The organism is Dechloromonas agitata is5, assembly GCF_000519045.1.
In the GTDB taxonomy this organism is placed as follows: Bacteria; Pseudomonadota; Gammaproteobacteria; order Burkholderiales; family Rhodocyclaceae; genus Azonexus; species Azonexus agitatus.
Genome location: NZ_KI912532.1, coordinates 2,519,348 through 2,536,980 on the forward strand (window position 1 = coordinate 2,519,348; position 17,633 = coordinate 2,536,980).

The following is a 17,633-nucleotide window of genomic DNA, read 5'->3' on the forward strand; positions in this document are numbered from 1 at the left end:
ACCCAGGTATTTAGCGCTCACGTGAAGCGAATCGGGTGGTCAAACGATGGAACTGGCGCCAACCCGATCCCCATGCACCGGGGTGCCCCCGGTGCACACAACCTGCCGCAATCAGCGGGCCGCCGTGGTCCAGACTTCCTTGCAGGTGGCGATTTCGGCGTCGGTCATCACCGGCTTGATCTGGCAGCGTGCTTCCCAGGCGGCTTGGCGTTGCTGGCGTTCGAGTTGGGCGAGTTCGCGGTTTTTCGCCCGGGTTTCGGCTGCCTTGCGCTTCTCGGCTTCGCTGGCATTGAGCGCCGCCTGTTCGGCTTGTTCGCGGCGCTTTTCGGCGTCTGCTTCCTGCTGCAGTTTCCGTGCGGCGAGGATTTCGGCATCGCGCTTGGCGCGGGCGGCTGCCTTTTCCTCGCGGATGCGGCGCAGGTTGGCGTCTTCTTCGCTGGTTGCTGTGCTGCCGGGCTGTGCGCCGCTTTCGCCGCCGGCCGTGCCGTCTTGCGAGCGGTGCGGACGGGCGATGGCGCTGCGGATGATGCCGGAACCGCCTTCTGCTGTGTGTGTTTCACCCGTCGCATGTGGATGGGCTTCGGGCGAGGCGTGGGAATGGGACGATCGGACGCGCCCCTTGGCGCTGGCCTCCATGGGCAGCGCGATGGCGAGTGCGATGAGTGTCGTGAGCAGGCCGATCTTGTTCATGTATTCCCCCGGGATAGGTCGTCTGGCAAATGCGCGGCGATTCTATCTGACATATCGGCGTGCCATCCGGGGATATTTCACGTTTCGCCTGTGGCTCAGGCGGCTTGCGCCGTGAGGAATTCGATGTTTTTTAGGCCGGGCCGGTGAAATAATGGCCGTTGTGGGCATTGCCCGGGCCATGCCATTTTTCAGGAGCATCCATCGTGACTGCATCGCAAAACAAGGTATCGATTTCGCCGGATGGCGAATCCTTCCCATTGCCGGAACAAGCCGATTACGCCGCCGAGTATGAGCGCGTCAGAGTCCTGGCCGAGGCGGCCCGGGCGAAGGGGCAGGAGGTGGTCGTGGTCATGGGGGTTGGCTTCGTCGGTGCCGTGATGGCCGCCATCGTGGCCGATTGCGTGGACCAGGATGGCCGGCCGAGCAAGTTCGTGATCGGCTGCCAGCGGCCGTCGACGCGTTCCTTCTGGAAGATTCCGCTGCTCAATCGCGGCGTCTCGCCGGTCAAGGCGGAAGATCCGCAGGTCGATGTGCTGATCGGCCGTTGCGTCAATGACAAGAAGACGCTGACCGCGACCTACAACAGCCAGGTCATCGATCTGGCTGATTGCGTCGTGATCGACGTGCAGTGCGATTTCCTGAAGCAGGAGCTGGGCAACATGAAGTCCGGCGAATGCGACATGGCGGCGCTGGAGGCGACGCTGAAGACGGTTGGCCAGCACATCCGTCCGGAGTGCCTGGTGCTGATCGAAACCACGGTCGCCCCCGGTACCACCGAATTCGTCGCCTGGCCGATCCTGAAAAAGGCTTTTGCCAATCGTGGCATCACCTCGGTGCCGCTGCTCGCGCACTCCTACGAACGGGTCATGCCGGGCCGCGAGTACGTCGCCAGCATCCGCGATTTCTGGCGCGTCTGTGCCGGCTGCGACGCGGCGGCGCGGGCGCGGGTCGAGAAATTCCTGCACGAGGTGCTCAACACCGACCAGTTCCCGCTCACCGTGATGGACCGGCCGATCGAGTCGGAAACCGCCAAGATTGTCGAGAACAGCTACCGGGCGACCATCCTGGCCTACCTGCACGAGTGGTCGCTGTTCGCCGAGCGCAATGGGGTTGATCTGATCAAGGTGGTCGATGCCATCAAGATGCGGCCGACGCACAGCAACATGATCTTCCCCGGCCCCGGCATCGGCGGCTATTGCCTGCCCAAGGACGGCGGCCTCGGCTACTGGGCGTACAAGCACATCCTCGGCTTCGAGGATGGTGACAAGGTGTTCCGCATCACGCCGACGGCGGTGGACATCAACGACACGCGGGCCCTGCATGTTGCCGAATTGACCCGCGACGCGCTGCGCAACATGGATCGCTACATCGCCGCCTCGCAGGTGCTGATCGCCGGGGCTTCCTACCGGCAGGACGTGGGCGACACGCGCTACAGCGGCTCGGAGCTGGTCGTCCGCAAGCTGACCGAGATGGGCGCCGAGATGCGGGCGCATGACCCGTATGTCGAGCAATGGTGGGAATTTGCCGAGCAGGATGCCTATCCGACCTCGGGCTTGTCGTGGAAGCGCTTTTTCCGCAACCAGGATGAGTTGTCGAACTTGAAAGTCGACAACGATCTGGCGCAGGCGCTCCAAGGCGTCGACGCGTTGATCCTCGCCGTGCCGCATGACGCCTACCGCCAGCTGACACCCGACCAAGTAGTTGAATGGGCCGGCAAGCCGATTGCGGTGATCGACTGTTTCGGCCTGCTCGACGATGCGGTGATTGCCCGTTACTTCGAGCTCGGCTGCGAAGTGAAGGGACTCGGTCGCGGCCACATCCAGCGTATCAAGCAGGCGTGTCGCCCGCGTTGATTCGGCCTGGGCCGGGGGGTGCCCGGGTGCAGGTCGTCATCGTCAGCCCGGTGCTGGCTGATGCCAATAACGGCAACTGGCGCACCGCCCAGCGCTGGCAGCGTTTTCTGTCGCCGGTCGCCGACGTCCGTATCGTGACCGCCTGGCCGGATGCCCGGGCCATCGGCGACGACGTGATGATCGCCCTGCATGCGCGTCGTTCAGCCGGGGCGGTTGCCGCCTGGCATGCGGCCCGGGGCAGCCGGGGCCTGGCGGTCGTGCTGACCGGCACCGACCTGCATCGCGACATCCACGACAGCCCCCTGGCCATCACCTCCCTGGATCACGCGCAGGCCCTGGTGGTGCTGCATGAACGGGGGATTGCCGCCTTGCCGGCCGGAGTGCAGGGTAAGGCCCGGGTCATCCTGCAGTCGGCCAGTGGTCGCCAGCCGGTGGTCAAAACGCCGCGTCACCTGAATGTGCTTGTCGTCGGCCATCTGCGCAGCGAGAAATCGCCGGAAACCGTGTTTGCCGCGGCCCGTATGCTGCGCGGCCAGCCGGACATCCGCTTCCGGCATATCGGGCAGGCGCTGGAGCCGCTGCTTGCCGAGCAGGCCATAGCGTGCGGGCGGGATTGCCCGGCCTATCGCTGGCTCGGCGGGTTGCCGCACGACAGGGTACGCCGGGCCATCCAGCGCGCCCATGTCCTGCTCCATAGCAGCCGCATGGAGGGTGGGGCGAATGTGGTGATCGAGGCCATCACCAGCGGCACACCGGTGCTGGCTTCGGCGGTCGATGGCAATATCGGCCTGCTCGGCGAGGATTACCCGGGCTATTTTCCGTGGGGCGATGTGGCCGCGGTGGCCGGCCTGCTCAAGCAGTTGCGGCGGGAGCAGGCGGCCGACGACGGCTTGCTGGCCCGCCTGACGGCAAGGGCGCTCGCCCGCGCCCCTCGCTTTCTCCCGGCGCGGGAAAGGCAGGACGTTCGGCAGCTGGTCGCCGATCTGGCGTGAGTCGGCAGCATGCGCCGCCGACCATTACAGGATGGCGAGTACCTTCTCGGGGGGGCGGCCGATGGCGGCCCGTTCGCCATTGACCACGATGGGCCGTTCGATCAGGCGCGGATGGGCGACCATGGCGGCGATCAGCGCGTCTTGGCTGATCGTCGGGTCGGCGAGGCCGAGTTCGGCGTATTCCGCCTCCTTCTGGCGCATCAGTTGGCGGGCATCGGTCATGCCGAGTTGGTCGAGGAGGCGGCGGATTTCGGCCGGCGTCGGCGGTGTTTCAAGATAGGCGACGACGCTCGGCGTGATTCCCCGTTGCTGTAGCAGGGCCAGCGTTTCGCGGCTCTTCGAGCAGCGGGCGTTGTGGTAGATGACGATAGCCATCGCGCCCTCACATGCCGAGCGACTTGAGCAGGTCTTCGTGATCCGTCGCTTCTGCCAGGACCGCTTCCGCCTTCGCCTGGGCGTTGCCGGCATGAACCTGGGCCAGCAGTTCATCCGGGTCCGGCGCTTCGCTGGCCTCGAAATCGTTCATCTTGATGAATTCCGTGCGGTCTATCGCCAGCTCAAGGTAAAAGATGTTGTTGCGACCGGTGTAGAAGGTGACGCGGCGTGATTCCGGCGTGTCGAGATTGGTGTCGACGCTGAGCATGACCTGCTTGTTGAGCGCCAGCATCTTCGGCTGGTTCTGCGTGATATGGGTTTGCAATTCGCGCGCCACCTTGCCGGTGAAGTCACCGACGATCTGGTTCATCAGCTCGCCCATCACGTTGCCGACCTCGTCCGAGGTGTGGGAGGTTGCCAGGCCCTCGCGGGACATGCCCATGTGCAGCATGTAGCTCTCGTACAACTCCATCGCGGCGGCGGCCGAGAAATTGATGACGACCAACCCGGAAAACCCGCCGTCGAACAGCACGAAGCAGCCGATGTCCGGTTTCAGGCAGGTCTTGGTGATGCGCTGGACCATGCCGGAATAGTGAATCTGGCTCTGCGTGGCGATGGAAAGAACCTTGGTGACCGAATTGCACAGGCTGCGCAGGATGTCCTCGGTGCCATACACGGTACGGGTGTCGGAAGTGCTCATGGTTCGGGTTTTGGCCAGTAATGGGATAAATAATATTTATAACATGGCGCGAGGGGCAGGCTGCCATCATTTGTTGTGCCGAGCGCGCCGGCGCCGCGATATTCAGGCGCGGAGATGCCGGGCGAACCAGCTGGCAACGGCAGGCAGCGGTTTGTCCAGGGGAGCGAGCCGGTGTGTCTCGTGGGTACCGCCCAGATGCCGGGCGGCGCGCTGGAAAGCGGCTGGCGCCAGTTCGTCGTCGTGATCGAACAGCATCAGTAGCGGCGCCACCATCAATTCGAGCGATTGCACGCCGGACCGGTCGATCAACCCGCCGTGGCAGGCCAGGGCTTTGACCTGGATGTCGCGCTGCGCGGCGCAGCGGATGGCGGCCGGGGCGGTATCGCCGTTGGCAAAGAGCCCGAGAGGAAGGGTCTGCATGTCGCCGTCGTTGCGGATCAGGTCGAGGACGTCGAGCAGGCGTTGCGCCAGGCGCGGGACATTCTGCGTCGCGTCGACAAACTGCAGTTCCTGCGTGGTCAGCAGGTCGATGCTCAGCGTTGCATAGCCGCGCGCCTCGAACTCGGCCGCCGTCAGGTGGTCCTCATCCAGGCGGTGGGCTCGGACGATGAGGATCAGGCCGCGTGGGTGTTCCGGCAGGCCGAGCCGGCCATGCAGCGAGCCGTGCTGCGTCTGCAACGCGATGTGGCGGATCATCAGGACAGGTGCACCGGAATGCGGTTGGCACCGAAGGCATGGCCGTCCCGCCCGAGGGGCTTGCCGAAGCGGCCGGCAATGGCGGTCTGGCAATGCGGGCAGCGGCCTTCCGGCGTCAGGTCGTAGCGGCGGATGTCGTACCAGTCGCGGACGATCAGCGGCGCCTTGCAGCCCGGGCAGAAGGTGGTGCCGCCCTGGCTGTCGTGCACGTTGCCGGTGAAGACGTAGTGCAGACCGGCGTCAAGCGCGATCTGCCGGGCCTGGGTCAGGGTTTGCGGCGGTGTCGGCGGCAGGTTGTCCATCTTCCAGTCGGGGTGGAAGGCGGTGAAATGCAGCGGCACATCGGGGCCGAGTTCCTTGGCCACCCAGCTGGCCAGTTCGTTGATTTCGCCCGGACTGTCGTTCTGACCGGGGATCAGCAGGGTGGTGATCTCCAGCCAGCAATCGGTTTCGTGGTGGATGTAGGCCAGGATGTCGAGTACCGGCTGCAGATGCCCGACGCACAGCTTGTGATAGAAGTCGTCGGTGAAGGCCTTCAGATCGACGTTGGCGGCATCCATCACGGCGAAGAACTCGCGGGCCGGCTCGCGGTGGATGTAACCGGCGGTCACCGCGACGTTGCGGATGCCCCGTTCGCGGCAGGCGAGCGCGGTGTCGATGGCGTATTCGGCAAAGATCACCGGGTCGTTGTAGGTGTAGGCCACCGCCTCGGCACCGTAGCGCTGGGCGGCCTGGGCGATCATCGCCGGACTGGCGGCATCCATCAGGCGGTCCATGTCCTTCGATTTGGAAATGTCCCAGTTCTGGCAGAACTTGCAGGCGAGGTTGCAGCCAGCCGTGCCGAAGGACAGGATGCTGCTGCCCGGGTAGAAATGGTTGAGTGGCTTCTTCTCGATCGGGTCGATGCAGAAGCCGGAGGAGCGGCCGTAGGTCGTCAGCTGCATGGCGCCATTCACCATCTGGCGGACGAAGCAGGCGCCGCGCTGGCCCTCGTGCAACTGGCAGTCGCGCGGACAGAGGTCGCACTGGATGCGGCCGTCGGGCAGGGCATGCCACCAGCGGCCGGGATGCAGGGTTTCAACGGGGCTCATGTCTGGGCCTCCTTCCATTTTTTGACCGTGTAACGCGCGAGCTGGACGCCGGAGCTCCAGTAATCGGCTGGCAGACCGGCCTTCTGCTTGAGGTGCGCCATGAACAGTCCCGGGTTGGGCAGTTGTTCCCAGACTTGCGGCAGGAAAGTCGAGCGCCGGCTGCCGACCGAAAAGATCACGCCGTCGATGTTCGGGCGCAGCTGGGCGAGGGCGTCGGCCTCGTTGCTGAAGGTCATCGGCTCGGCCGGGGTCAGCAGCGAAACCTCGACCCGCGTCAGGTCCAGTTCGTCGGCCGCCAGCGGTTCGAAGCGCGGATCGTCGAAGGCGGCAGCCAGGGCGTTTTGCTGCACGTCCTGGCGCAGCGGGCGCCAGGCTTCCAGGCTGCCGATGCAGCCGCGCAACTGACCGTGCTGGGTTAGGGTGACGAAAGTTGCGCCGGGAGCGTCCAGTTCCGGCGCATGGCTGGCTTCGACCGGCCGGGCGGGCTGGCCGAGACGGCTGGCGATGGCGTTGCGGGCGAGGGCCAGCAGGATGGGGCCAAGGTCAGTCATCGGGCACTCCTTCGCTGAAAGCGATGGCGGCGTAGCCGACCACGCGGTCGCGGTCACCGGCTGTATCGCCGGAATTGCACAGGCCGAGCAGGGCCGGCTGCAGGCCGCGCCGGCTGGCGGCGAGCAGCAGGCCGTTGATCGGGAAAGCACCACAGGCCTGCTCGGGATGGATGTGGGTGTCGAGTTGCAGGATGTGCCGGCAGGTATTGCTGTCGACCTGCTGCGCGGTGGCGTAGGGCAGGAAGTGCGACAGGTCGGAACTGACGACGATCAGTGTCTCCGGGCCGCCCCAGAGCGTGTCGAGCACCTCGGCCACCTCGTCCGGCGTGGCATGGCCGACGGCGAGCGGTACCAGCGTGAAGTCGCCAAGCAGCCGTTGCAGGAAGGGCAGATGCACCTCCAGCGAATGCTCGAAGGCATGCACGGGGTCGCTGAAGACGATCTGCGGCAGGTCGGCGAGGCGGGCGATGGCCTGGGCGTCGAGCCGGATATTGCCGAGCGGCGTCGCAAAAACCGTCGCTTCCGGCAGGGCGATGCCATTCACCGCGACCCGGTGCGTCGGGCCGAGCAGGATCACCCGGCGGATCTGGCCGGCCTGCGGCAGCAGGCTGGCATAACCGCGGGCAGCCATCGGCCCGGAATAGATGTAGCCGGCGTGCGGCACGATGAGCGCCTTGGGATGAACGGGCGAGGTGGCTTCCGCTCCGGCCAGCAGGCGGTCCACGGTTGCCGTGAGGGTTTGCGGATCGCCGGGGTAGAAGGCGCCGGCGACGGCAGGGGGACGAATGGCATTCATGGCGCTCTCCTCAGATGAGCAGCAAACCAAGGCCCATGCCGCCGCCGATGGCGAGCAGGCCGGGCAGGGCATGGCGGGCCAGCGTGCCGCCGCCGATGCTGACCACTAGGCCGATCTTGAAGGCCAGGTTGGCGAGCAGGGCGAGGGCGACGGCGATGACTGCCTCGCCGCTCGCCACCTTGTCGAGATTGAACATGCGCAGCGTGGATAACACGCTGGCGTCGGCATCGGTCAGGCCGGATACCAGCGCGACGATGTAGAGGCCGCTGTTGCCGGCGCGATCCTGCAGCCAGGCCGAGGCGAGCAGCACGACGGCGTAGAGCAGGCCGAAGGAAACGGCGGTCTTCAGTTCGGTCGGGTTCTTGACCTCCGGCATCGGCAGGTTGTCGGCGGCGCTCAGGATTTTCCAGCCGTACAGCGCCATCGCTACGCCGGGCACGATGCTGCAGGCGAAGACGATGGCGATCGGCGCAGCCAGGTGCGGAGCAACGACCCCGGCGACCAGCCACAGGCGGATCATCACCATCACGTTGGCGATCAGGATGACGATGGCCGACATGCGGACCAGGTCGGCATGTTCGCGGGCATGGCGGGAGAACATCATGGTCGTCGCGGTCGACGAAGCGAGGCCGCCGAAAATGCCAAGCACCGCCGCGCCGTGCCGGGCGCCGATGATGCGCAGGGCGAGGTAGCCGGCCAGCGCCAGGCCGGAAATGAGCACCACCATCCACCAGATCTGGCGCGGGTTGATCGCGTCGTAGGGCCCGAAATCCTCGCTCGGCAGTATGGGCAGGATGACGAAGGAGAGAACGGCGAATTGCAGGATGGAGTTGATGTCCTTCGGCGTCGTCCGTTGGCTCAGTTGCTTGAGCTCGGCCTTGAAATAGAGCAGCACGGTGGTCGTGATGGCCAGCATGACGGCCAGCGTCGCGTAGCCGAACCAGACTGCCGCACCGAGGCCGTAGGTCACGACGACAGCCGCTTCCGACGTGAAGCCGCGGTATTGCTCCTCCTGCTGCGACGAGAAATTGGAGGCGATCATCGCCCCGGCAATGACCAGCAGGCCAACGGCGAGCAGCCAGGTGCTGCCGGAGCGCTCGTCGAGCAGGGCGAACAGGCAGCCGAGCATGGCGACCAGCGAGAAGGTGCGCAGGCCGGCCGCCGAGTCGGGCCGCCGCTCGCGTTCCATGCCGATCAGCAGCCCGATGCCCAGGGCCGTGGCGAAGGCCTTGACCGGTTCAACCAGTTCGGGAACCACGAAGCTCATGCGCCTCCTCAGTTTTAATCGTTCTTCAGTAAAATTAAGCCATGCCACGCCATTTCGCAATCGTTCCCGCTGCCGGCAGCGGTTCCCGCTTCGGTGCCGAGAAGCCCAAGCAGTATCTCGACCTCCTCGGGCGGCCGCTGATCTTCCATACCCTCAAGGCGCTGACCGCCTGTCCGGACATCGAACGGGTATGGGTCGTGCTGGCGCCGGATGACCCATGGTGGCCGCGCACCGACTGGAGCGAACTGGGCGCCAAGCTGGAAACCGTGCGTTGCGGTGGCGCGACGCGGGCGGAGAGCGTCAGCAACGGTTTGCAGGCCGCGGCGATGGTCGCGGCCGACGATGACTGGGTTCTGGTGCACGACGCCGCGCGGCCCTGCCTGTCGCCGGCCATGCTCGATGCGCTGTTTGCCGATCTGGCGAATGACCCGGTCGGCGGCATCCTCGCCGTGCCGGTCGCCGACACCCTGAAGCGGGCCGATGCCGAACAGCGCGTCGCGGCCACCGAGCCGCGCGACGGGCTGTGGCAGGCGCAGACCCCGCAGATGTTCCGCTACGGCCTGCTCTGCGACGCGCTGCAAAAGTGCCGCGACGTGACTGATGAAGCCGGCGCCGTCGAGGCGCTCGGCCTCAGGCCCAAGCTGGTGCGCGGCGATGCCACCAACCTGAAAGTGACGTATCCGGCCGACCTTCCTTTGGCCGCCATGATTTTGAGGGCACGTAAATGAATTTCCGCGTCGGGCAGGGCTACGATGTTCACAAACTGGTCGAAGGCCGCAAGCTGATCCTCGGCGGCGTCGAGATTCCGCACCCCACCGGCCTGCTCGGCCACTCCGACGCCGACGCGTTGCTGCACGCCATCACCGATGCGCTGCTCGGTGCCGTGGCGCTCGGCGACATCGGCCGCCATTTCCCCGATACCGATCCGCGCTACAAGGGGGCCGACAGCCGCGTGCTGCTGCGCGGTGCCGTTGCCTTGCTGGCCGAGCGCGGCTGGCGGCCGGTCAATGTCGATGCGACGCTCATCGCCCAGCAGCCCAAGCTGGCGCCGCATGCCGCCGCAATGGTTGCCAACGTCGCAGCCGACCTTGGCCTGCCGGTCGATGCGGTGAACATCAAGGGGAAAACCAACGAACGGCTGGGCTATCTCGGGCGCGAAGAGGCCATCGAGGCGCAGGCCGTCGTGCTGGTCGAACGTGCCGGCTGAGCGCCGGCCCCCAAGAGCTGAACGGCCGCCCTCGGCCAGAGTTTTTTTCGCCCTCTGGCCGCCAGCCGCGGTGGCCGATACCTTGGCCGGCGTGGCGCACACATTTGCGTCACAACACGGCGGGCGCCCGACCCGTCTCGACACCATTCATTTGACGCTGGCTTTCCTGGGCGATGTGCCGGTGTCTGCGCTTCCCAAATTGTGTGCCCTGGGGCGTTGCCTGCAGGCGAGCCGCTTTGACTTGCACCTCGATCGCCTCGCTTACTGGGCGCACAACCATGTGCTTTGGGCCGGTTGCCGCGCAACGCCGGAGGGTTTGACCGACTTGCACGGCCGCCTGCACGCCGCGCTGGGCGAGGGCGGTTATCCGGTCGATCCGCCGGGCCGCCGTTTCACGCCACATGTCACCCTGGTACGCAAGCTGGACCTCGCCGAATCGACCGATTGGCCGCCGCTGCCCAGCTTGATCTGGCACTGCGCCAGCTTCGTCCTGGTGCAATCGGTCTTGACGCCGGAAGGGCCGAATTACCGGGTGATCGAGACCTTCCCGCTGCGCTGCGGCGTTTAACGCCTGGCCGGCAGCGTCAGGCGGACGAGCAAGCCGCCCCCGGGGTTGGACAGCAGATCGAGTTGGCCGTCGTGCAGGCGGGCGATGCGGTCGACGATGGCCAGGCCGAGACCGGTTCCGCTGGCATTGGTACGGGCCACTTCCAGGCGGGTGAAGGGGCGTTTCAAACGGTCGGCTTCGCCATCCGGAATGCCCGGGCCGCGGTCGCTGACCTCGATCAGGATTTGTCCGTCGGCTTCGGACAGGCGCAGGCCGATCTCGCCGCCGGCGTATTTGGCGGCGTTGTCGATCAGGTTGGTCACTGCCCGGGTCATCGCCTTCGGGCGCAACCAGAGCGGGGCAAGGGCCGGAATATCGCTGACCACCTGGCGGCCGATGCTGCCCTGGCGCGCCGCAATGCTGGCGAGCAGGGCGGAGAGGTCGGTCTCGGCGGCTTCTTCCCCGGTGTTGGCGCGGGCGTAATCCATGAACTGCGAAATCACGCCTTCCATCTGCTCGATGTCGGAAACGACCGCCTGGCGGGCACCTTCGTCGGCAACGCTGAGTTCGGCCTCCAGCCGCAGGCGGGTGAGCGGGGTGCGCAGGTCGTGTGAAATGCCGGCCAGCACTTCGGAGCGCTCCCGCTCCGTGCGCTGCAGGTCGGCGGCCATGGTGTTGAAGGCGATGGCCAGACGGCTCAATTCCTCCGGGCCGTCCTCCGGCAGCGGGTCCGGCGTCTGGCCGCGGCCCACCGTTTCGGCGGAGCGGGCCATGGCCTTGAGCGGCCGGCTGATGCGGGAGGCGATCAGCCAGGCGACGGCCATCGCCAGCAGGCTGGCGAGCAGGCCCCAGGTCAGCCAGTGGCGGGCGAAGTTGCGGGCGGCCCGCTCGCGGGGCAGGACCAGCCAGTATTCCTCCTCGTCAGCTTCGTCGAGGCGGAAGCTGACCCAGAAGCCGGGCACGCCATCGACACTGGCGGCGATGCGGGTGTGCCGGCCGAGGCGCTGGTGGATTTCATTTTGCAGCAGCCGGAAGAAACGCCCTTCGGGCATGGCTTCGATGCGGTCCTCCGGCTCGGCCGGCAACAGGCGGATGCCTTCCCGGCTGGAAAACTCAGCAAACAGGCCAAGGCGCTTGTCCGGCGCGGCAGCAAACAGCGAGGCGCGGATCAGGTTGACGGCGGAGGCGGCCAGTTGCGCCGTTTCGCGGGCGCGCGGCTCGGCATCCATGTAGCGGAACAGGCTGAGCCAGGCCACCGTCGTAGCCAGCAGCAGGGCGGCGAGGAGGAGGAAGGTGCGCGCCAGCAGCGTGCGCGGCATGCGCTCAGTCCCGGGGGGCGCCGTCCGGCACGAAGACGTAGCCGAAGCCCCACACCGTCTGCAGGTAGCGCGGCTGGGCCGGGTCGCTTTCGACCAGCTTGCGCAGGCGGGAAACCTGGACGTCGATGGCGCGGTCGAACGGTCCCTGCTCGCGGCCGCGGGCCAGGGTCATCAGCTTGTCGCGCGACAGCGGCTGGCGCGGATGCTGGAGCAGCACCTTGAGCACGGCGAATTCACCGGTGGTCAGCGGCAGCAGTTCGTCGCCGCGCTTCAGCGTGCGGGCGGCGAGGTCGACTGCGATATTGCCGAAACGGATGATCTCGGCATCGCCTTCCGGCGCGCCGGGCGGCTTGCTGCCCTGGCGGCGCAGCACGGCATGGATGCGGGCGAGCAGTTCGCGCGGGTTGAAAGGCTTGGGCAGGTAGTCGTCGGCGCCCATTTCCAGGCCGACGATGCGGTCGACTTCGTCGCCCTTGGCGGTCAGCATGATGATCGGCGTCTGGTCGCCCTGGCCGCGCAACCGGCGGCAGACCGACAGGCCATCCTCGCCGGGCATCATCAGGTCGAGCACGATCAGGTGGTAATGTTCGCGGGCGCGCAGCTTGTCCATTTGCTGGGCATCGGCGGCGGCCTTAACCTCGAAGCCCTGTTCGCCGAGGTAGCGGGTCAGCAGGTCGCGCAACCGGGCGTCGTCGTCGACGACGAGGATGTGATGGTGTTGTTCGTTCATGCTGGCAAGGATAAGGTCAGGCGCCGGAAGCGATGCGTGGAATGGTAACAAGCTTTGTATATCCGGCGCCGGGGAAACATATTCTTACATCTTCGGTCGCTTGCCCCTGCCGGCCGGATGGACAATGATGCTGTCCGTCAAACCGATTGCGCCTCTGCCATGAAACGCCTTGCTACCTGTTCGCTGCTGCTCCTGAGCCTGCTCGGCTCGGTGGGCGGTGCGTCGGCGCAGGCTTCGTGGCGCGATCTGCCCCCCGAGGAGCGGCGCCAGATGCGCCAGCAGATGCGCGAGCACTGGCGCCAGGAACACGATGTCCGGCGCCAGGAAATGCGGCGCGACGAGTTTCGCCGCGAGGAGCCGCCCCCCCGCTGGCGCGACCTGCCGCTGGAGGACAGGCGCCGTCTGCGCGACGAGATGCGCGAGCAGCGCGGTTTGCCGCCGCATCCCGAGCATCGGGGCGGCGGGCGGGGCTGGCGGCCGGATTGACCGCGGAGCGAGCCGCACTGGCCGGCCTCCGGTAAAATGCCGGCCCATGTTGATCCTCGCCCTCGAAACCTCCACCGAACTCGGCTCCTGCGCCTTGTGGCGCGACGGCCTCGTCAGCCAGCGGATCTGCCCCGAGAAGCGGCCGCATTCCGAAACGCTGCTGCCGCTCGTCCGCGAATTGCTGGCGGCGGGCGGTGTGCGTGTTGCCGACCTCGATGCCATCGCCTTCGGCGTCGGCCCCGGCGCCTTCACCGGCCTGCGGGTGGCTTGCGGTGCGGCCCAGGGCCTGGCCGTGGCAGCGGATGTGCCGCTGATCCCGGTCTGCAGCCTGGAAAGCATGGCCGAGCAGAGCGCCGGCGAACGGGTGTTGGCCTTGCTCGATGCGCGCATGGGCGAGGTTTATTCCGGGTTCTACGAACGCGAGGCCGGCGGCGCTTATGCGCTGCGCGGCGAGATCCGCGTTTCGCCGCCGGGTGAGGTCGCGCTGCCGGCCGGCGCCGGCTGGCTGGCTTGTGGCAACGGGCTGGCGGTGTATCCGGCGTTGCTCGAGCGGGTGCAGGCAACCGCGGGGGCGATGCATGCCGGCATCCTGCCGATGGCCGACAGCCTGGTGCGCCTGGCCGCCGTCAAGGCGGCACGGGGCGAGGGCATCGACGCAGCGCAGGCGGCACCGCTCTATATCCGCGACAAGGTGGCCAAGACGGTGGCCGAACGGCTGAGCGAAGGCGGCCGGGCGTGAGTGGCCTGGCTATCGCGGCCGAGTTCTTCCCGATGAACGAACGCGACCTCGATGCGGTCGCTGCGCTGGAAGCCAGCCTGCAGGTTTTTCCGTGGTCACGCGGCAATTTCGCCGATTCGCTGCAGAGCGGTTACAGCGCCTGGGTTCTCCGCCTGGGGGGCGACCTGATCGGTTTCTCGGTGGTCATGTCGGTGCTCGACGAGGCGCATCTGCTCAATATCGGCGTCGGCAAGCGCTACCAGGGCCAGGGCTACGGTGCCCGCCTGCTGCGCCATGCCATGGAGTGCGCCCGGCTGGGGGGCGCCGACCGATTGTTCCTCGAAGTGCGACCGTCCAACGAGCGGGCCGTCGATCTCTATCGCCACTTCGGTTTCCGCCAGATCGGCCTGCGCAAGGGCTATTATCCGGCCGTGACCGGGCGCGAGGATGCGCTGATTTTTGACAAGGAACTGGTGGCATGAGCTTGAGTCGTGAGCAGATGCTCGTCGAGATGGGGATTTCGCCGATCTGGGTGCGGCGCGACGTGCCGGCCGCCGCCGCGGCGGAAGCGACCGGCCACAGCGAAGAATCCACTGCTTTGCCCGCGTCGGCCAGCGTCGAGGAAGCAGTCCCCATCAGCCCGCCTCCGGCTGCCCCGTCCGCCATGCCGGCCGGCGAGGTCGGTTCGGCCGACTGGCCCACCCTGGCCCGCATGGTCGCCGCCTGCCGCGCCTGCCCCCTGGGGGAAGGGCGGAGGCAGGCCGTGCTCGGCGTCGGCGATACCAGCCCGGACTACCTGTTCATCGGTGAGGGGCCCGGAGCGGAAGAGGATGCCAAGGGCGAGCCTTTTGTCGGCCAGGCCGGCAAGTTGCTCGACAACATGCTGGCCGCGCTCGACATCGCCCGGGGGAACCGGGTCTATATCGCCAATGCCGTGAAATGCCGACCGCCTGGCAATCGCACGCCGGAAGCCCCGGAAATGGCCGCCTGCCGGCCGTTCCTGGAGCGCCAGGTGGCGCTGCTCAAACCCAAGGTCATCGTGTTGCTCGGCAAGGCGGCCGTGCATAGCGTACTGCATGAGGACAAATCGCTGGCCTCCATGCGCGGCCAGCGCTTCGAATACGCCGGAATCCCCGTCGTCGTGACCTATCACCCGGCCTACCTGCTGCGCAACCTGCCCGACAAGGCCAAGGCCTGGGAAGACCTGTTGTTCGCCCGCCGTATCCTGCGCGAGCGTGCTGCGCCTGAACTGCCGTTCTAGGCTGGCTGCGAAGGGAAGAGGTTGTGGAGACCTGAGTTGGCTGGTCTGTTGGCTGCCTGCTGTTAGGCCTGCCGACGTTGGCCTGTCGCGCTCCCTAGGGCGGTAATGTGCAGGTTACCAGCCGGCTAAATACCGGGCTGGAGCAGCAGATTCCGTTAATGATCCGTCAGCACATGGCGTTGCGCCGCGTAAATTCATGATTTTTAATGATTTTCCGGGTTATTCGCATATCGGAGGGCTGAGCAGCGTCACCCCTCCTGTTGCCGCCCAATGAATTCCGCCAGCGCTGCCGGGTCGAGCGGGCTCGCAATCAAGTAACCTTGGAATTCGTCGCAACCACAGGTGGCCAGCAGCTGCATTTCCGCCAGCGTCTCGACGCCTTCCGCGACCAGGTGCAGGTTGAGTCCCTTGCCAAGGAAGATGATGGCGTGCGGAATGGTCATTGCCGATTCCTCGCGGTTGCAGCCTGAGACGAAGGAACGGTCAATCTTCAGGGTGTCGATTGGCAGGCGCTGCAGGTAGGCGAGCGATGAATAGCCGGTACCGAAATCATCTACCGCCACGCGCACGCCCAGCGCCTTGATGCCGTTCAGACGGCGGATGGTTTGTGCGACGTCGCCCATGATCGCGCTTTCGGTGATTTCCAACTCCAGGCATTCCGCTGGCAGGCCGCTCTCCGCCAGCGTGTGGGCGATGAGTGCCGGTAGGCCCGGCTCGTCGAGCTGGCGCACCGAGAGATTGACCGCAATGGTCAGGCGACGGCCATCGACCATCGGCCAGCCGGCGGCTTCGTGGCAGGCGGCGGCCAGCACCTGTTCGCCGATGGCCACGATGTGCCCGGTTTCTTCGGCCAGCGGAATGAAGCGGTCAGGCGTGATCAGCCCCATTTCCGGGTGCTGCCAGCGCACCAGTGCTTCGCAGCCGTGCAGGCGGCCGGCGGCGTCGACCTTGGGCTGGTAAACCACCTTGAAATGCCGCGCCTCGATGGATTCGCGCAGGGCGTTTTCAAGTCCGAAGCGTTCCTGCATCGCCTGGTTCAGGTTTCGAGTGTAGAACTGGTAACGCCCCTTGCCCTGTTCCTTGGCGTGATACATCGCCATGTCGGCCACCCGCAGCATGCCGTCGAGATCCTGTGCGTCGTCCGGATACATGCTGACGCCGATGCTGCAGTTGATCTGCAACTGGTGCCCGCCCAGCGTCATCGGGGCCTGGATGGCGGTGATGATCCGTTCAAGCAGTGGCTTGGTATCGCCGGCGTGGTTCTGGTCGCCCATCAGCAGCACGAATTCGTCGCCGCCATAGCGGGCAACCGTGTCCACACCGCGCAGCGCCGAGCGCAGGCGCCGGGCGATCTCGATCAGCAGCAGGTCGCCGGTGGCATGGCCGAGGCTGTCGTTGATCACCTTGAAATTGTCGAGGTCCACGAAAGCCAGCGCCACCTTACCCTGCTGCCGTCCGGCCGCCAGGATGGCCTGCTTAAGCCGGTCGCCGAGAAGGTTGCGGTTGGGCAGGCCGGTCAGCGGGTCATGGGTGGCCTGGTGATGCAGGGTCATCTGGTAACGGCGGCGCTCGGTGATGTCCTCGACGATGCCCTCGTAGTAAAGCAGGGAGCCATCGAAATTGCGTACCGCGTGGGCGTGTTCGGAAATCCAGATGCGTGTGCCGTCGCAGCAGTAGATTTCCGATTCAAAATCGGTCACCTTGCCGTCGCGCTGGATCAGTTTCTTGAATTCGGCGCGGCGCAGCGGGTCCACATACAGGCGGCTGCCGATGTCCTTGAAGCTGGCGATCAGAACCTCGGGGCTGGGGTAGCGGTAGAGTTTAGCCAGAGCCTCGTTCACCGCCAGATAGCGGCCGCTTTCGGTACTCTGGAACATGCCGATCACCGAGTTCTCGAAAATGCTGCGATAGCGGAGTTCCGTATCCGCCAGTTGCAGCATGGCCAGTACCCGCTCGGTTATGTCTTCCAGATAGCCATCGAGTACTGGCGTGATTTCCTTGCCCCGGTTGAGCATGCCCCGTTCGCGGACCCATTTTTCCTTGCCGTCGCGGGTGATGATCCGGTATTCCAGCGCATAACGCTCACCGCATTCGATGGCGGCGAGGATGGTGCCGCGCACGATGGCGCGGTCTTCCGGGTGGGTCAGATTTTCCAGTGAGTGTTCGGTGTTCCCGATCAACTCGTCGGGGCGATAGCCAGTCAGGGCTTGCGCACCATCGCCGACTTCCAGTAGGGTCCAGTGCTGGTCGATCAGGCAGCGGAAACTCATACCCTCGAAATATGGCGGCAGGCGGACCGCTTCCGGCAGTTTCCCCCTGTTCCGGCTTGTTCCCCCTCCGCCGAACGGCCAGTA

General features: G+C 66.1%; 20 protein-coding genes. 9 read left to right on the forward strand and 11 right to left on the reverse strand.

Annotation, left to right across the window (positions count from 1 at the left end; translation table 11 throughout):
* Positions 1-111: 111 nt before the first annotated feature.
* Positions 112-690: a hypothetical protein gene (locus K420_RS0112320; RefSeq protein WP_027458329.1), complete on the reverse strand. Its 579-nt coding sequence runs from the start codon at positions 688-690 to the stop codon at positions 112-114.
* Positions 691-893: 203 nt separating this feature from the next.
* Here K420_RS0112320 and K420_RS0112325 point away from each other — a divergent pair, with 203 nt between their 5' ends.
* The gene (locus K420_RS0112325) at positions 894-2,543 is read left to right on the forward strand and encodes a nucleotide sugar dehydrogenase (protein ID WP_027458330.1); all 1,650 of its coding nucleotides are present in this window, start codon (positions 894-896) and stop codon (positions 2,541-2,543) included.
* Positions 2,544-2,569: 26 nt separating this feature from the next.
* Complete coding sequence (gene senB, locus K420_RS0112330) at positions 2,570-3,535, forward strand: selenoneine biosynthesis selenosugar synthase SenB (RefSeq protein WP_198293842.1); 966 nt, start codon at positions 2,570-2,572, stop codon at positions 3,533-3,535.
* A 24-nt stretch (positions 3,536-3,559) separates the two neighbouring features.
* On the opposite strand, the gene arsC is transcribed toward senB, so the two are convergent.
* The 7 genes from arsC to K420_RS0112365 form a co-directional block, all read right to left on the reverse strand.
* Positions 3,560-3,910, reverse strand: coding sequence for an arsenate reductase (glutaredoxin) (gene arsC, locus K420_RS0112335; RefSeq protein WP_027458332.1), 351 nt, complete (start codon positions 3,908-3,910; stop codon positions 3,560-3,562).
* A 7-nt stretch (positions 3,911-3,917) separates the two neighbouring features.
* Positions 3,918-4,610, reverse strand: coding sequence for a DUF3334 family protein (locus tag K420_RS0112340; RefSeq protein WP_027458333.1), 693 nt, complete (start codon positions 4,608-4,610; stop codon positions 3,918-3,920).
* A gap of 102 nt (positions 4,611-4,712) precedes the next feature.
* Positions 4,713-5,306, reverse strand: coding sequence for a dienelactone hydrolase family protein (locus K420_RS0112345; RefSeq protein WP_027458334.1), 594 nt, complete (start codon positions 5,304-5,306; stop codon positions 4,713-4,715).
* Positions 5,306-6,397 (reverse strand): AmmeMemoRadiSam system radical SAM enzyme, encoded by a 1,092-nt coding sequence (gene amrS / locus K420_RS0112350; protein WP_027458335.1) that lies wholly within the window; start codon positions 6,395-6,397, stop codon positions 5,306-5,308. The genes K420_RS0112345 and amrS overlap by 1 nt, the downstream gene beginning before the upstream one ends.
* Positions 6,394-6,948, reverse strand: a complete 555-nt coding sequence (gene amrA / locus K420_RS0112355) for an AmmeMemoRadiSam system protein A (RefSeq protein WP_027458336.1) — start codon at positions 6,946-6,948, stop codon at positions 6,394-6,396. The genes amrS and amrA overlap by 4 nt, the downstream gene beginning before the upstream one ends.
* The gene (gene amrB / locus K420_RS0112360; RefSeq protein ID WP_027458337.1) at positions 6,941-7,744 is read right to left on the reverse strand and encodes an AmmeMemoRadiSam system protein B; all 804 of its coding nucleotides are present in this window, start codon (positions 7,742-7,744) and stop codon (positions 6,941-6,943) included. Before amrB ends, amrA begins: the two co-directional genes overlap by 8 nt.
* A gap of 10 nt (positions 7,745-7,754) precedes the next feature.
* Positions 7,755-9,011 (reverse strand): MgtC/SapB family protein, encoded by a 1,257-nt coding sequence (locus tag K420_RS0112365; RefSeq protein WP_027458338.1) that lies wholly within the window; start codon positions 9,009-9,011, stop codon positions 7,755-7,757.
* Positions 9,012-9,052: 41 nt separating this feature from the next.
* Here K420_RS0112365 and ispD point away from each other — a divergent pair, with 41 nt between their 5' ends.
* The 3 genes from ispD to thpR are packed head-to-tail and all read left to right on the forward strand — an operon-like array spanning position 9,053 to position 10,786.
* A complete protein-coding gene (ispD, locus tag K420_RS0112370; RefSeq protein ID WP_027458339.1) occupies positions 9,053-9,739 on the forward strand; it encodes a 2-C-methyl-D-erythritol 4-phosphate cytidylyltransferase in 687 nt (228 codons plus the stop codon).
* Positions 9,736-10,218, forward strand: a complete 483-nt coding sequence (gene ispF, locus K420_RS0112375) for a 2-C-methyl-D-erythritol 2,4-cyclodiphosphate synthase (RefSeq protein WP_027458340.1) — start codon at positions 9,736-9,738, stop codon at positions 10,216-10,218. Before ispD ends, ispF begins: the two co-directional genes overlap by 4 nt.
* Positions 10,208-10,786: an RNA 2',3'-cyclic phosphodiesterase gene (gene thpR / locus K420_RS0112380; RefSeq protein WP_027458341.1), complete on the forward strand. Its 579-nt coding sequence runs from the start codon at positions 10,208-10,210 to the stop codon at positions 10,784-10,786. The genes ispF and thpR overlap by 11 nt, the downstream gene beginning before the upstream one ends.
* Here the strand turns inward: thpR and K420_RS0112385 are convergent.
* On the reverse strand, positions 10,783-12,084 hold the full coding sequence (locus tag K420_RS0112385) for an ATP-binding protein (protein ID WP_027458342.1): 1,302 nt from the start codon (positions 12,082-12,084) through the stop codon (positions 10,783-10,785). The genes thpR and K420_RS0112385 overlap by 4 nt on opposite strands.
* Positions 12,085-12,088: 4 nt before the next feature.
* Positions 12,089-12,814, reverse strand: a complete 726-nt coding sequence (ompR, locus tag K420_RS0112390; protein WP_027458343.1) for an osmolarity response regulator transcription factor OmpR — start codon at positions 12,812-12,814, stop codon at positions 12,089-12,091.
* A gap of 159 nt (positions 12,815-12,973) precedes the next feature.
* On the opposite strand from ompR, the gene K420_RS0112395 reads away from it, so the two are divergent.
* The 4 genes from K420_RS0112395 to K420_RS0112410 are packed head-to-tail and all read left to right on the forward strand — an operon-like array spanning position 12,974 to position 15,279.
* Positions 12,974-13,300, forward strand: coding sequence for a zinc-binding metallopeptidase family protein (locus tag K420_RS0112395; RefSeq protein WP_157275079.1), 327 nt, complete (start codon positions 12,974-12,976; stop codon positions 13,298-13,300).
* Positions 13,301-13,346: 46 nt separating this feature from the next.
* Entirely contained in the window at positions 13,347-14,039 is a 693-nt protein-coding gene (gene tsaB, locus K420_RS0112400) for a tRNA (adenosine(37)-N6)-threonylcarbamoyltransferase complex dimerization subunit type 1 TsaB (RefSeq protein ID WP_027458345.1), read from the forward strand.
* Complete coding sequence (rimI, locus tag K420_RS0112405) at positions 14,036-14,500, forward strand: ribosomal protein S18-alanine N-acetyltransferase (RefSeq protein ID WP_027458346.1); 465 nt, start codon at positions 14,036-14,038, stop codon at positions 14,498-14,500. The genes tsaB and rimI overlap by 4 nt, the downstream gene beginning before the upstream one ends.
* On the forward strand, positions 14,497-15,279 hold the full coding sequence (locus K420_RS0112410) for a uracil-DNA glycosylase (protein WP_027458347.1): 783 nt from the start codon (positions 14,497-14,499) through the stop codon (positions 15,277-15,279). The genes rimI and K420_RS0112410 overlap by 4 nt, the downstream gene beginning before the upstream one ends.
* 248 nt (positions 15,280-15,527) lie before the next feature.
* Here K420_RS0112410 and K420_RS0112415 read toward each other — a convergent pair whose 3' ends face one another.
* Entirely contained in the window at positions 15,528-17,549 is a 2,022-nt protein-coding gene (locus tag K420_RS0112415; protein WP_232422775.1) for a putative bifunctional diguanylate cyclase/phosphodiesterase, read from the reverse strand.
* Positions 17,550-17,633: the final 84 nt, after the last annotated feature.